The 14985-nt window shown below is 36.8% G+C and carries 13 protein-coding genes and 1 riboswitch; of the genes, 12 read left to right on the forward strand and 1 reads right to left on the reverse strand.

Annotated features, from left to right (window positions below):
- The 11 genes from Q0410_RS04435 to Q0410_RS04485 form a co-directional block, all read left to right on the forward strand.
- A partial coding sequence (locus tag Q0410_RS04435; RefSeq protein WP_299033322.1) for a hypothetical protein occupies window positions 1-181 on the forward strand: 181 nt, incomplete at its 5' end.
- Window positions 182-1331: 1150 nt separating this feature from the next.
- Window positions 1332-2033: a zinc metallopeptidase gene (locus Q0410_RS04440; protein ID WP_299033325.1), complete on the forward strand. Its 702-nt coding sequence runs from the start codon at window positions 1332-1334 to the stop codon at window positions 2031-2033.
- Between the two features lie 188 nt (window positions 2034-2221).
- Complete coding sequence (locus Q0410_RS04445; RefSeq protein ID WP_299033328.1) at window positions 2222-2683, forward strand: CtsR family transcriptional regulator; 462 nt, start codon at window positions 2222-2224, stop codon at window positions 2681-2683.
- A 1-nt stretch (window position 2684) separates the two neighbouring features.
- Window positions 2685-3269, forward strand: coding sequence for a UvrB/UvrC motif-containing protein (locus tag Q0410_RS04450; RefSeq protein WP_299033331.1), 585 nt, complete (start codon window positions 2685-2687; stop codon window positions 3267-3269).
- Entirely contained in the window at window positions 3269-4243 is a 975-nt protein-coding gene (locus Q0410_RS04455) for an ATP--guanido phosphotransferase (RefSeq protein ID WP_299033334.1), read from the forward strand. Before Q0410_RS04450 ends, Q0410_RS04455 begins: the two co-directional genes overlap by 1 nt.
- Complete coding sequence (locus Q0410_RS04460; protein WP_299033337.1) at window positions 4233-6671, forward strand: ATP-dependent Clp protease ATP-binding subunit; 2439 nt, start codon at window positions 4233-4235, stop codon at window positions 6669-6671. Before Q0410_RS04455 ends, Q0410_RS04460 begins: the two co-directional genes overlap by 11 nt.
- Before the next feature lie 890 nt (window positions 6672-7561).
- Window positions 7562-8329 carry an amidohydrolase gene (locus Q0410_RS04465; protein ID WP_299033342.1) on the forward strand — a complete coding sequence of 256 codons (768 nt, stop codon included), beginning with the start codon at window positions 7562-7564 and terminating at the stop codon, window positions 8327-8329.
- Window positions 8330-8374: 45 nt separating this feature from the next.
- On the forward strand, window positions 8375-8695 hold the full coding sequence (locus tag Q0410_RS04470; protein WP_299033345.1) for a M20/M25/M40 family metallo-hydrolase: 321 nt from the start codon (window positions 8375-8377) through the stop codon (window positions 8693-8695).
- A 676-nt stretch (window positions 8696-9371) separates the two neighbouring features.
- Window positions 9372-9480, forward strand: a riboswitch (SAM riboswitch).
- 91 nt (window positions 9481-9571) lie between these two features.
- A complete protein-coding gene (locus Q0410_RS04475) occupies window positions 9572-10123 on the forward strand; it encodes an ECF-type riboflavin transporter substrate-binding protein (protein ID WP_299033348.1) in 552 nt (183 codons plus the stop codon).
- Between the two features lie 6 nt (window positions 10124-10129).
- The gene (locus tag Q0410_RS04480; protein WP_299033351.1) at window positions 10130-11845 is read left to right on the forward strand and encodes an ABC transporter ATP-binding protein; all 1716 of its coding nucleotides are present in this window, start codon (window positions 10130-10132) and stop codon (window positions 11843-11845) included.
- Window positions 11838-12659 (forward strand): energy-coupling factor transporter transmembrane protein EcfT, encoded by an 822-nt coding sequence (locus Q0410_RS04485; RefSeq protein ID WP_299033354.1) that lies wholly within the window; start codon window positions 11838-11840, stop codon window positions 12657-12659. Before Q0410_RS04480 ends, Q0410_RS04485 begins: the two co-directional genes overlap by 8 nt.
- Window positions 12660-12714: 55 nt before the next feature.
- On the opposite strand, the gene Q0410_RS04490 is transcribed toward Q0410_RS04485, so the two are convergent.
- Window positions 12715-13362 (reverse strand): hypothetical protein, encoded by a 648-nt coding sequence (locus tag Q0410_RS04490; RefSeq protein WP_299033357.1) that lies wholly within the window; start codon window positions 13360-13362, stop codon window positions 12715-12717.
- Between the two features lie 391 nt (window positions 13363-13753).
- Between Q0410_RS04490 and Q0410_RS04495 the strand changes: the two genes are divergently transcribed.
- On the forward strand, window positions 13754-14985 hold a 1232-nt coding region (locus Q0410_RS04495), incomplete at its 3' end, for a sugar ABC transporter substrate-binding protein (protein WP_299033360.1).

Consider the following 14985-nt stretch of genomic DNA (forward strand, 5'->3'; position numbering starts at 1 on the left):
AGCAAGCTTTGAGGATAGCCTTGCAGATGAATTTATAAATGACTTATTAATATATTTATTCAAAAACCACCAAGAAATCTACTTCGAAGCCGACAACACAGACCCTTTGGCAACGAAGTTAAAGAATAAATTTGTAGAAAAATTCGACCTTACTTTTGATACCTATATCAAATATAAATAGGTAAAAAAATTGGAAACAGTTAAATCCAAAGAAGAAAATTTATATAAGCAAAGTTTGGCAAAGCCAAACGAGTCAGGCAAATTCTGGAACCTCGAGACTAATTCTCTCCTTTATCAGATAATGATTTCTAATAGAGAATCCCGTTAAAAATCTGATAACTCGCTAAGCTCGGTCCTCAGCTACCACATCAAGCATTCCGTCAAATTACTTTGTAATTTGGGCTAAGCATAGAAACGAGCCGGACAGGCTTGCCATCAGATTTCATAACGACTCATTCACTTTTAAAATTTTCCGATAAATTAGTAAAGGTGATGATTTTATGTTGGTGTTGACGAATGTATTACCAGTGCTTGTTTTTAAGTTGGTCTAGGAGGTTTCTCCATGCGCTTCGCTTAGTCGAAACGTGGATGTTTGTCCTTACTTATCTCTTAAAGTACTAATTTAATTTTTCTATAAAGAATAATAAATTCTTTGGAATTTATTAAGATTAACAATAACTCGCTTCGACCTAAGTGGAGAAGCCTCTGGCCGTGTCAATATTATTAATATGGTAAAGGAGTCTACATACATTAAAAACCAAACAAAAAGCCACAACCAGCAATGTTTTGCAAAGCCAAACGAGTCTAGTAATACTGATACCCCGAGATTAATTCTCTCATATGCCAGGTAATGATTTCTAATCCCGGTCACCGTTAAGAAAATCGCACTGTTCGAGTGAAACGAGTTTGCGATTTTTAGGTGACCGGAGATTAGAAATCTGTAGGAATAACAATCTACCCAAACAAGGATATTACCCCTAATAATAAAAGCTTGCTGAAAGCAAGCAACAACTACCGCACTCCGCTTAAGGAGCCGCCTCTGGGGTGTAATGGGGTGGATTTTAAGGAGGGGCATAAGGGGGCATGCGGAACGCCCCCTACGCCCCTCCTTATGAACGAAGATTCAACTGTAAATATGATAGAACATCATAAGATTAAAATAATTTAAAATCAAAATAAAAAAGAAAATATTCCTGGAATACTAGACTCACTAGTGAAAAGAACTTTGACCATCTTTGACTTTTCCTAAAAACTTGATATAATAAATAAAAATAGCAATTTATAAATGCGATTAAAATAGCGTTTTTTTGAAAAAAGAAAAGAGGAATCTTATGTATCCATATGGATTATATTTTGATAAGACTTACTTTTTAGTCTTGATAGGTCTTGTTATCTCGATGTTGGCTCAGGCTAATATCAGTTCAAAGTTTAATAAGTATAAAAAAATTAAATCTAGGCGAGGCATAACTGGGGCTGAGGCTGCCCAGATGGTGCTTGACTATAATAATTATAGGGATATTTCTATAAAAAGAGTGAGGGGGTCCTTGTCTGATTATTTTAATCCCATGAGTAAGGAAGTGGCTCTTTCTGACACATCTTTTAATGATTCGTCCATAGCATCCCTTGCTGTATCCCTCCATGAGATTGGTCACGTTATCCAGTTTAAGGAAGGCTACATACCTCTTAGGGTCAAATCTTACATGGTACCTGCAGTTAATTTTGGATCTAAGTTATCCTTCCCAATTCTTTTGGCAGGAGTATTTTTATCCCAACAAAAACTAATAACTGTAGGCCTAGCCCTTTTTTCCCTTACACTTTTATTCCAACTGGTAACCCTACCTGTGGAATTTGACGCTTCAAGACGTGCTATCATAGCTCTTGAAAGAAGTCAGATTTTAGATCAAAGTGAGATTCCAGGTGCTAAGGATATGCTAAGGTCAGCTGCCCTTACCTACGTAGCTGCAACTCTTGCAACTGCCCTACAATTACTAAGATTATTTCTTTTATTTGGGAACAGGAATCGTAGGGACTAAAAATAAATATCAATTACGAAGGTGCCGGCTAACAGTCAAGGCACTTTTGTTTTAAAAACAAATTGATGTTGATAATTCATAGTGAACTAGTATAGTTTATTTAGGAAGCAAGGCTTCCTTTATTTTACAGACAATGGTCAGAGATAGTCAGTAAGCTTTGACCTTTAAATAGAGAAAGACAGGAGATTATGGCAGGTTTAACTAATCAAATAGAGAGATTTCTAAAAGTAATGCTCGCTGATAGCGTTGACGGAGCTTTAGAAATTGGAAGAAATGAGCTGGCGAGTCAGTTCGATTGTTCGCCAAGCCAGATAAATTATGTACTTTCTACTAGGTTTACGCCTTATAATGGCTACCTTATTGAGAGTAAACGCGGTGGCAATGGTTTTATAAAGATTATTACCATTGTTGAAGAAGATGACTATATTTCTTATCTGTTAAAGAATTTAGCTAGCGAGATGAGCGAGTCAAACGCCAATAATCTTTTTAGAGACCTTTATGAGAAGGAATATTTTGATAAAAACGAGTATTTGATGGCAAGGTATGCTACAAGCGATAAGACCCTTTCTGATATAGAAGCTAAGGGCAGAAATACCGTAAGGTCATCGATTGTTAAGAGCCTTCTTTTAAGTATTTTGGCAAGGAGTTAGTATGAAATGTGATAAATGCGGCAAGGATGCCAGTGTAAGCCTAAAGGTGATTGTTAATGGCAATAGCCACAATATCCACCTTTGCGAAGATTGTATGAAAAAATACTCAAATATCCCAGAGGGAGTTGACCCAAGTAGAGTAAGTGCTGAAAATATTTCCTTTAATCCAAAGGATCTTGAAGGGCTTATCCAAAAGTTTATCCCAAGTCTTGAGGAAGTTATCGATGGATATTATGAATATAAGTACAGCCAGGCCAATAAAGACCTATCCTATATATTAAATGTAGATGAGAAATCTTGCCCTTATTGTGGCAATTTAGAGTCAAATATTAGAAATGGTGTTTTTGGATGTGCTCATTGCTATAACCTAGATAAAAACCTAACAGAAAAGGTCTTAAAGACCTACAACAACCTAAGTGAGTATAAGGGAACTTATCCTAGGGCAGAAAGAGAATTTAAGCAAGTAGCAGATGAGATAAAAGAATTATCCCAAAGGCTAAACGAATCTGTAGCAACAGAAGATTATGAGTTGGCGGCAGATCTTAAGGAAAAAATTGATAAATTAAATATGCAGGTGAAAAATTGATGGATTATGCAAAAGATATCATAATTTCTTCAAATCTTTCCCTAAGGCGAAACATCAAGGGCTTTGATTTTCCAACATCTATGACCTTTGATGAAAGTCTTGTGATAATGGATATGGTTAGAAATGTCTTTGGAGATAAGCTTGTCTTACTTGCTGATTTAGATGATGAAACAATTGACAAACTTATTTCAGAAATGGTTCTAAGCGAAGATGTAAGACACAAGCTCCCACAAGTTGGTCTTATCTTTGAGGGAGATACCACCCTAGTTATTAACGATAGGGACCACATATCTATAAATATTTCTAACTTTGATCATGACCTAAGAGGGTCTTATAAAAGGGCAGTCGATATTGAAAAAATCCTAGATGGGCGTTTTGATTTTGCCTTTTCTAGTGAATATGGCTACCTAACAAGTGGGGTGAGAAATGCAGGTTATGGCCTTGAAATTTGGATAAAATTATTCCTCTTTGGCTTAATTGATGAACCAAAAACCTATCAAGGCTTTGAACAAGCCATGGTTTATGTAGGTATCTACCCACAAAAATATATACCACAAGGTCTAAAGTCCTATGCCGATGACCTATATCTATTAAAAAATTACGGCAATTATAGGAAAGACACAGAAGGCTACCTAAGGAAGATAGAAAAAAACATTGAAAGCGTAGTTAAAAACGAGAGAAGATTTAGAAGAGATTATAAAGTTTTAAATAATACAGATGATAGGGCAGTCGAAGAAGAAATCAACTTGATTCAAAAAAGTCTTGAAGCAGGGCTAGTTAAAAGCCTAGATAAGATGATGAAGGCCCTATATAAACTTAAGAAATATCAGATTTTAGGCTATGATATAGACTTTAGTGAAGAAGAAATAAATAGTCTGATAAAAAAACTTAACTCAAGTAGGTACAGGGAAAACTTTGATACTGAAAGATACGAACTTTTGATGAAAGAAATGGGGGAAAGCCATGGAAAATAACAGATTAAATAAACTTACACAACAGGCTAGGAGAGAGTCCTATAGTCTAAACCATGACTATATAGGTACCGAACACCTCCTGCTTGCCCTCATGAAAACAGGGTCAGGTGCGAGTAAGGCCCTAGAGGTAGCAGGTGCCAATTACGAGCTATTAAGGTCTATTGTTATAAATAATATTGGCAAGGGCACAGCCGTAAGGCCTGCTACAGAATATAGTAAAAAAGTAAGGAAGATTTTAGAAACTGCAAGGTTTTATGCAAACAACAGAAGGGCCCTTGCGACAAGCGAGGAAGACGTCCTTTTGGCTATATTAAATGATGAAGACTCCTTTACAAACATTATGTTTTTACTATCAGGAGTAGAAAAGGAAGCTATCAAAAAACAACTCCTATCAGTAGTGAGAAATGAAAAGTTAGAGGCAAAGTCTGAGTCAGACTTTAGTGAAAATATTACAAAATTTTCAACTAACCTAAATGAAATGGCCAAGGCAGGAAAAATCGACCCGGTAATTGGTAGGGAAGATGAAATTAAGAGAATTATTCAAATCCTAATGAGAAGGACTAAGAATAATCCAATCCTAATTGGCGAACCTGGTGTAGGTAAAACTGCTATAGCAGAAGGACTTGCAAGTGAAATTGTAAATGGCAACCTACCTGCTATTATGAAAGATAAAACCATCCTAAGTCTTGACCTAGCGTCAATGATAGCGGGGACTAAGTACAGGGGAGATTTTGAAGATAGGCTTAAGAAACTATTTGAAGAAGCAGCGGGCCGTGACGACTTAATTTTATTTATAGATGAGTTTCACATGGTCCTAGGCGCTGGTGCTGCAGAAGGATCTATGGATGCGGCAAATATCCTAAAGCCAATCTTAGCCAAGGGAGACCTTCAAATAATAGGTGCCACAACCATAGAAGAGTACAGAAAGCACGTGGAAAAGGACTCAGCCCTTGCTCGTCGTATGCAGGAAGTGAAGGTTGATGAACCAAGCCTTGAGGATTCTAAAAAGATAATAGCAGGTCTTAAGTCCATGTATGAAGACCACCACAAGGTAAAAATCACAGATGAGGCTATAAAGGCAGCAGTTGACCTATCTGATAGGTATATAACTGACAGGTACTTACCTGATAAGGCCATAGACCTAATTGATGAAGCTTCATCAAAATTAAGAATACTCTCCTATGATGACATCGATGATAATGAGGAGAGTAGGGAAGATGTCCTAGAAAAACTTCAGGCTGAAAAAGATCAGGCAGTTTCTGACCAAGATTTTGAAAAGGCAGCAAGACTAAGAGATATAATAAACCAAAAGAAATTTGATCTAGAAGAAGAAAAAGAAAGTACTGATGAAGACTATAAGATTGCTATAGGCTATGATGATATAGCAAATATAGTAGCTTCTTGGTCCAAGGTACCGGTTGAAAGACTTACAGAAGATGAAAAAGTCAAATATGCTAAGCTCGATAAAAACTTAGCTGGCACAGTAATTGGCCAAGATGAGGCCATAGCTTCTGTATCTAGGGCTATAAAAAGAGCGAGAGTAGGGCTAAAAGACCCTAAAAAACCAATTGGTTCCTTTATATTTGTAGGACCAACTGGCGTAGGTAAAACCTACCTAGCCAAATCTTTGGCAAAGGCCCTCTTTGATTCAGAAGATAGGCTAATTAGGATGGACATGAGTGAGTATATGGAAAAATTTGCCGTAAGTCGTTTGGTAGGTTCACCTCCAGGATACGTAGGTTATGATGAAGGTGGCCAACTAACAGAGGCAGTAAGGACCAATCCTTATTCTGTACTCCTCTTTGATGAAATTGAAAAGGCCCACCCAGATGTCTTTAACCTCCTTTTACAAATCCTAGATGACGGGAGATTAACAGACGGTCAGGGAAGGACAGTTGATTTTAAAAACACCATCATAATCATGACCTCAAACGTAGGTGTATCAAGCTTGTCCAAGGCGACATCAATTGGTTTTGATCTTGCAGAAGACAAGGAAGAAGCTGATAATGAGAGAAATAAGGAAATAATATCAGCTGCTATAAAAGATTCCTTTGCACCAGAGTTTTTAAACAGACTTGATGAAACAATCATGTTTAACTCTCTAAAAGAATCTGACATAAGAAAGATAACCGGTCTTATGCTTGAAAAGACAAGAGATAGATTAAATCAAATTGGCATAGACATTGCCTATGACGATAGGGTAATAAACCTTCTTGCCAAGGAAGGCTTTAACAGCGAATACGGAGCCAGACCTCTAGAACGTCACATCACAAAAATGATTGATGACAGGCTTGCTGAAGATATTCTTGATAACAAGCTGGATAAAGATATGACTATTAGGATTTACGTTCAAAACGATAAATTATGTTTTAGAAATATTACGGGGTCTAAAGCTTCTAAAGAAGCCAAGCAAGAAGCAAAAGTATAATACAGATTAAACTGGGTTGAGAAATCAACCTGGTTTTTTATCCAAGATTAATGGTAGTAAAAACTTTGTTGGCAAAGTTTTTATGGTTTTCAAAATTTCTCAAGGTGCAAAGCACCGCAGCAGAAATTTATGAAAAACCTTATGTGATTTTTTAGAATAGATGCGACGAATAGGAGCATTTATTCTAAAAAGATTACGTTCCTTAGATATTTAATTTTAATTTAATTTAATTTTATAAATGTTTATTTTTCATACAGTTGAATCTTCGTAATAAGGGGGACCCCAGGGGAACGTTTCGTCGCTCTCGGCCGCTAGGGAAAGATGTTCCCACATCGACCGAAAACCCGTTTGCTTCGCAAACTCCTCCGTGCTCCCGCACTACGTTTTCGGCATAAAAGCCCCAAATCAAGGGGCTTTTATGTCCTCTCGGGGGATAAGGAATTTGCCTTCGGCAAACTATTGGTATGGAGGAACCGTTGTATAGGTTGGTATATTATTTTTACCCTTTGACATTCAGTCGACTAAAATTTGATAACTCGCTAACGCTCAAACAATCAACGCTCTCGGCCGCTAGGGCAAGTCTTTAACGCCTACTTCACTTGCAAAAGACTCTATATTTAATTAATATTTATTTTTTATATAATATAATTTAAAACTAATAGAAACATATTGTGCTTTTAATACTCACTTCGACTAAGTGAGCTAAGCGAACGCATGGAGAAGTCTTTGGCTGCCTTTTTTAATGGATATGAGATAGGATTCTAGGTTAATAAGATATCAGGATTCTTTTTATTTCTATTCACTTTTTGGGTAAAGTTATAAAAAGAGGTGATTTTTTGAATAAATTATTAGATGAAATTTCTAAAGAGATAGATGATCGTTTTGACTAGATGGTTGATATCCGTAGGAAAATCCACCAAAACGCGGAGCTTTCTTTTAGGGAGGTTGAGACTGCTCGATTTGTTGAAGATTTTTATAAGGATAAGGATGTAGAAATTACAAGCCACATGGGTGGCAATGGCCTTAGGGTTGTAATTGATACAGGTAGACCAGGAAAGACCATAGCTCTTAGGGCTGATTTTGATGCCCTTCCTATTACAGAGGAAACGGGACTTTCCTTTGCTTCAAAAAACGAGGGTGTCATGCACGCTTGTGGTCACGATGCTCATACTGCATATCTTATGGTCCTTGCAGATATTATTCGTGAGAAAAAGGAAAAACTTGCTGGTAAAATTGTAATAATCCACCAACACACCGAAGAAGTCCCACCAGGAGGAGCCAAGGGAATGATTGATGCGGGTGTCCTAGATGAGGTTGACAACGTCTTTGGCATCCATGTTATGAGTGCCATGGACTATGGGACCGTCCAATATCACAAGGGCAATACCCAAACTGGTAGGGCCATGTTTAAGATAAAATTTAAGGGCAAGAGCGGCCACGGGTCTATGCCTCATTTATCAAATGAATCGATTGTTGCGGCAAGTCACATTGTAACAGCTGTCCAAACTGTTGTAAGCCGCAGACTTTCCCCTTATGAAGTAGGAGTTGTAACTATTGGATCTTTTGATGGCAAGGGATCCTTTAATATCATAAAGGATTCTGTAACAATCGAAGGCGACGTTAGAGCTATGGCAGATGAGACTAAAAAAACTATATAAGAAGAGATAAAAGCTTTAGCTAAAGGCTTAGGAACTATGTTTAGGATGGATGTAGAAATAGAATACACAGATGATTATCCACTCTTATATAATGACCCAGAGATGACAGACCTAGTTGTAGAAGCAGTAAAATCTGCTAATATTAATGAAATTACAGATATAATCGACTGTGGCCCTCAGCCACCATCGGAAGATTTTTCCTACTATGCCAAGGAAAGGCCATCTTGCTTCTTTTATGTAGGAGCAAAAAAGGAAGATGCTCCATATCCACACCACCACCCAAAATTTGACATAAGAGAAGACGCAATGAAAATCTCAGCTAAGGCCATGGCGGCTGTTGTTGCGAAATATTTGGGGGAAGAATAATTTAGACTTATCAATTATTGAGTTCTGTAAGATAATATGTATAATATTTTTGAGCATCCATTCGAATCGCAAAAAAATATAGGAATTCGACAAACTCGTATCTTTTTTATTAGGCTAGTTATTATTTTGAGAAGCTGTCTAGCCATTTGCAAATGTAGTGACCTATTACATTTGACACGACAGTCAAAATTAAATAAAATAATTGATTCGTTTGGAAGGCGAAAAAGACAGAGACTCTGACTAAGTCCTGTCTTTTTCTTTGCTAGTAGAAGGTATCGAGTTTATTGTAGTATTAAAAATAGTGAGTGATTTTAAAATTATTTTTGTTGAATTTAACACAAAAGGTTGTATAATGAACATAAATAAAGGAAATAGTTCATTTGGAACACAAAAAAGACAGGAGAAGGTTCGAAAAACTCCTGTCTTTTTATATTAGACTAGTTACTATCTTTGTCAAAGAAGCTGTCTAGCCATTTGCAAAGGTAATAGTTTATTACATTTGCTATGACAGCTACTATTAAAGGAAATAGAACATTCATTTGAAATACCCCCTTTCTGTTACCAGTCTGGGGATAGTAACAGAATAATTATAACAGATTTATATATTTTTGTTAAAATAAGAAGATCATCTAAGTTTAAAAAAATAGCAAATTCCTTCAAAAACAGTATAATAAAACCACCATAAAGAGAAGGGGAGAGACAAGCTCTGTGAACCTTCAGCAACCTACTTTTAGTAAGGTGCTAAAGCTTGGCTGATGGATTTTTGACATCCATCAAGATGATGGGTGTTTTTTAGTGTCCATTTTAAAAAATTATGGTTATTATTGACAAGTGGATGAGGTAAATCTTAGAATTTACAAAAGAAAAGGAGTAATTATGAAAAAGAATAATTCTATCACTACCATTGTAGCTATCGGTATCGGTGCTGCAGTATTTTTTATCCTAGGAAGGTTTCTATCAATACCAGTAGGCTTTATACCAAACACATCAGTTGAAACTACCTATCCATTTTTGGCCCTAATGTCTGTTTTATTCGGACCTCTTGCAGGAGCTCTAATCGGATTTATTGGCCATGCTATTAAGGACTTATTAACCTATGGTCTTTGGTGGTCATGGGTTATTACATCAGGGATTACAGGTTATGGTTACGGTCTAGTTGGTTCAAAAATCAATATCTCTAACGGAGAATTTACAAAAAAAGACATGATCAAATTTAATATCGGTCAGGTTATTACAAATGTGATCTCTTGGGGATTGATTGCACCAGTTTTAGATATCTTAATTTATTCAGAACCATCCAATAAGGTTTTTGCCCAAGGTTTTGTATCAGCAGGTCTAAATTCCCTTGCGGTTGGTATTTTAGGTACTATTTTATTAGCAGCCTACGCTAAGAGCCGAACAAAAGATAATTCACTAAAAAGAGATTAGGAAAATATGGAAGCTAGGAATAGTCTCGTAGTTTTTGATAAATATGAGTTTAAATACAAGGCCCAGGCAGAAGCCTCTCTTTTTGATATAGATTTGGAAATAAAAAGAGGAGAAAAGCTTGTAATCGTGGGCCCTTCGGGATCTGGCAAGTCTAGCCTTGCCAAAAGCCTAAATGGTCAAATCCCAAATACTTTTCCAGGGGATATGACAGGCAGATGTATAATTAATGGAAAAAATCTAGAAGAATCTTCTATCTTTGACCTATCCCTAGAAGTAGGTACAGTCCTACAAGATACAGATGGGCAATTTGTTGGCATTACAGTTGCAGAAGACATTGCCTTTTCTTTAGAAAATGACAATGTTGATAAGGAAGAGATGAAAAAAATCGTCGTAAAGTGGGCAGAAGAGTTGGGCTTAGTAAAACTACTCGACATGAGACCTGGAGAATTATCAGGTGGGCAAAAGCAGTCTGTTTCCATTGCAGGAATCCTTGTTTCTGAGGTTCCTATCCTTTTACTCGATGAACCCCTAGCCAACCTTGATCCAAAATCTGGCAGAAAAACCATGGAGCTTTTAAAAAGCCTGGCAGATAGGCTTGGCTATACAGTAATAGTAATAGAGCATAGGCTAGAAGAGGCCCTACTCCTTGGTCCCGATAGGATAATTGCCATTGACAGGGGAAAAATTGTCGCAGATATGACTCCAACCGACCTTCTAAAGTCAGATATCCTAGAAAAAATTGGCATTAGAAGACCGCTTTATATAGATGCTATGAAATATGCAGGAGTAGATCTTTTACCCTATAAAAAGCTTTCTAACTTTGACCAGGTAGAAATAAAGACAAGTGACTTAGAAAAAATTGAAAATTGGGCTAAGGGTGAGAAGGCCGTGAGCCAGGAAAAGTCTAGTGACCAAGTTATAAAGATAGAAAATCTTAGCTTTGCCTATGAAGATCAAAATATCTTAGAAAATCTTTCTCTAGAAATTAATAAGGGAGAAATGATTTCTATTTTAGGCCCAAACGGAGCAGGTAAGACAACCCTTGCCAAATTAATGTGCGGATTTTTAAGACCCCAAGATGGAAAAATTTTTGTTGACGGCCTTGATACCAAAGATTTATCCATAAAAGAAATAGCAGATAAGGTCGGCTTTATCCTCCAAAATCCTAATGCTATGATTTCTAAAACCATGATTTTTGATGAGCTAGCCTTTGGCCTCAGGATAAGGGGAGTAGATGAAGAAGAAATTAAGGAAAAAGTCTACGAAGCCCTTGAGATTTGCGGCCTATATCCCTTTAGAAACTGGCCAATCTCAGCCCTTTCCTATGGACAAAAAAGAAGGGTCACCATAGCTTCCATCTTGGTTTTAGATCCAGAGGTAATTATTATGGATGAACCGACAGCAGGCCAAGACTTCCGCCATTATACAAAGATGATGGAATTTATTAGAAGGATAAATAAAAAATACGGCCTTACAATCCTTATGATAAGCCATGATATGCACCTAATTGAGGAATATACTAACAGGGCCATTGTAATAGGAGATAAGAAAATCCTAAAAGATACGACTCCTGCTAGGCTCTTTACCCAAAGTGAACTTCTAGTTAGGGCAAACCTCGCTGAGACTTCACTATTCAAACTAGGTGAGAAGCTTAAGGGGATGGATTCCCTTGATTTTATTGAAGCTTTTATAGGCTTTGAAAGGAGGAAGAGAGATGAATAGGACCCTAGGCTATATAAAAAACGATACGGCTATTCACAGGTTATCTGGCGCAAGTAAGCTAATAGCCTTTATCCTCCTATCTATAATTGTAATGACAAGCTATGATACGAGGTTTCTAATCTTTGTAATGGTCCTTTCCCTTTTTGCAATGAAAATAGCAGAGATTTCCTGGAAAGATGTGGACTTTTTGGTTAAAGTTGTCGCAGTTTTTTCTCTTATAAATATTATCGCTATATATATCTTTGAACCAGACTACGGAGTTAGTCTTTATGGATCAAGGACGCCTCTTTTAGGCACTGGTAGGTACGCCATAACCCTTGAGCAAGTTTTTTATGAATTTAACGTAGCCTTAAAGTATTTTTCAACCATTCCTTTAGCCCTAGTCTTTATCCTTGCCACTGATCCTTCTGAGTTTTCATCAAGCCTAAATAGGATTGGCGTATCTTATAAGATTTCCTATGCTGTAGCTCTTGCCCTAAGGTATATACCAGATATACAAAAATCTTACTTTGATATAAGACAGGCTTCCCAGGCTAGGGGCATTGAAATGAGCGAAAAAGTAAGCTTCATAAAAAGAATTAAGGCAAGCTCAAATATAATTCTCCCCCTAATCTTTGATAGCCTTGATAGAATAGAAACCATAGCCTGCGCCATGGAACTTAGACGTTTTGGCAAAAACAAAACCAGGACCTGGTATAAGGCGAGACCCTTCGGCAAAAATGATTTTGTAGTCCTACTTATAACCCTAGCAGTAGTAGCAATCGGAATTGCCCTATTTTTCCTAAATGGGGGTAGGTTTTATAATCCGTTTTAAAAGCAAAAGCCCTCTTCTTTTTGATAGAAGAGAGCTTTTTTGACCCCTTATGGTCTTATTTTTTTGAAATTCTGTAATTTATCCCGTTTATAAGTTCTACCTCATATGGACTTTCTGAAAAATAACCCTTTAGAAAATCTAATCTGTATCTGTGGTAGGTGGATTCTTCTTTTTTTAATTCCTTTATTTCTCCTTGGCCTAGTTCATAGGACTCGTGATGGTCGTGACTGTGACCGCCTTCGCAAGAGGCATTTTTTGAGTCAGCTAGGTTTATTTCTTCTTCGTATTTTTTGTGAAGGTTGGTATTTGTTATTAGATACAAATCTCCTCCATCAAGGAAGGCTGAAAGTCCCCTATCACAAGGCATGCCGTCTAGTAAATATTTATTTAAGTCTGTAAAAATTTCTTCAAAGGATGAAAAGTCCTTGTCTTTTCCGCACCTTTGTCCAAGGGCGAAGAGTTTTTCGCTTGGGTTTTTAGAAATCTTAAGAGCCTTAGCTAGGCGGCTTTCTACTATATCTATCTTTTCTTGGAGAAAGCCGTGGATATTTTCTTGATCTAGAATTTCTTCTAGTGGCTTTTTTGAAACTGGTTTATAATCTATTTGGCTAAAATTGCCATCCATTAAAAAATCTGTGGTTTCATCTTGAAACTTGATTTTTTCATACATTAGGTAATGGATGGGTCCTAAATTTTCACTCATAATATCTCCTTTATAATTTTTTGCTATATTATTATAAGATTTGGAGAAAATTTTTCAAGAAAGCTTGGCGGGTTTTATAGGCAGAAGGATTAAGGAGGCTATATTTTATTCACCATTCCCAGCTAAAACTTACCCTTTGTAATCAAATTTGCATTTTTTCTAGTGTTCTTTTTGCGAAAATAAATAAAATATTAAAGGAAAAAGTATTTTTTTGAAAATAAATAAATATTTTACTTCACCTAGAAAATGGCAAGAATTACACCTTAACCCAAAAGTATAAAAACGTTGTAACTTCATAATAGATAACGATTCCGAAAAAATATTGACAATAATGTAATTAATAGATATAATAAAGTTACAACAAACGATTGCATATAGATTAGGAGGAAATATGAAAAAAGGATTAAAATCTATAATGGCGTTATCACTTGCTTTTGTAATGACAGCATGTGGTGGAGCTAAAGACGGCGGAAAAGAAGCGGCTGATGGGGGCGAAGCAAACAAGGATGCTAGTGCTAAATTAAGTGTACAAGTAGAAGAAGCTTGGCTACCTCATTACGAAAAAGCTGCAGAAAGAGTTAAGGAAAAATTCCCTAATGCAGAAATTGAATTTAAAACACTAGGAGCATTTGACCACTTAGATATCTTAGATGCTACAGATGCTTCAAATGAAGACGTTGCTGACCTATTTGCTATACCTGCTGATAGACTTTACGGTCTACACGGAAACGATATCTTAGGTGCAATTGATTCTAAGAAATTAGCTGAAGAAATCGGTGGTTGGGATGATTTTGATTCTGGAATCGGCGGAAACTTCAACATAGACGGTGAATATTTTGCCTTCCCATTCAATATTGAAACTCTAATTACCTATGTAAACAAAGCTAATGCTGAAGAAAAAGGCATAGACCTAACAAAACCAATTGAAATCAACGATGTTGCTGATGAATCAACAGTATTACTACCAATCTTTGATGCTTGGTACGGTGTTGCAGCAACAAACTCTTCAGCAATCGAACTTTTAGGTAAAAACGAAGACGGAACACTTTTCTCAGACTTTACAAAAGAATGGGATGAATTAGAACCTGAAAAACAAGCAACAGTTAAAGCTCTATTTGAATACTGGAAAAAACACAACGAAGCAGGCACACAATTATTTGATGCTGATGCTGGTTGGGGCTATATCGATGATACTTTCAAAGCTGGCAATGGTGGTGTAGCTAGACTTGGTGGAGCTTGGGATGCAGCTCCTATATCTGAACAAGCAGGCGAAGATAACCTTGAGATTTATCCAATTAGCCAACTAACCATAGCAGGCAAAGCTCTAACTCACTGGCAAGGTGGATGGGGACTTGCAATGAATGCTAGAATCGAAGAAGATGCTGACAAAGTTGCTATAGCTGAAGCAATGATCGAAGAAATTGTTAACCCAGAATTTGCAGCAGACCTATACCAGGCAACAGGTAAAGTATTAGAAAACGTGAGTGCTGAAACTTATCAAGAGATGGACATTCCAGAAACAGATAAGAAAATTATAGAAGCTACAATTGCTTCTTACGAAGAAGCTCCAGCAAGACCACTATTTAAAGAGTGGGGCGATGTATGGGATACCTACAAAAACGC

This window comes from uncultured Anaerococcus sp. (assembly GCF_937934665.1).
In the GTDB taxonomy this organism is placed as follows: Bacteria; Bacillota; Clostridia; order Tissierellales; family Peptoniphilaceae; genus Anaerococcus.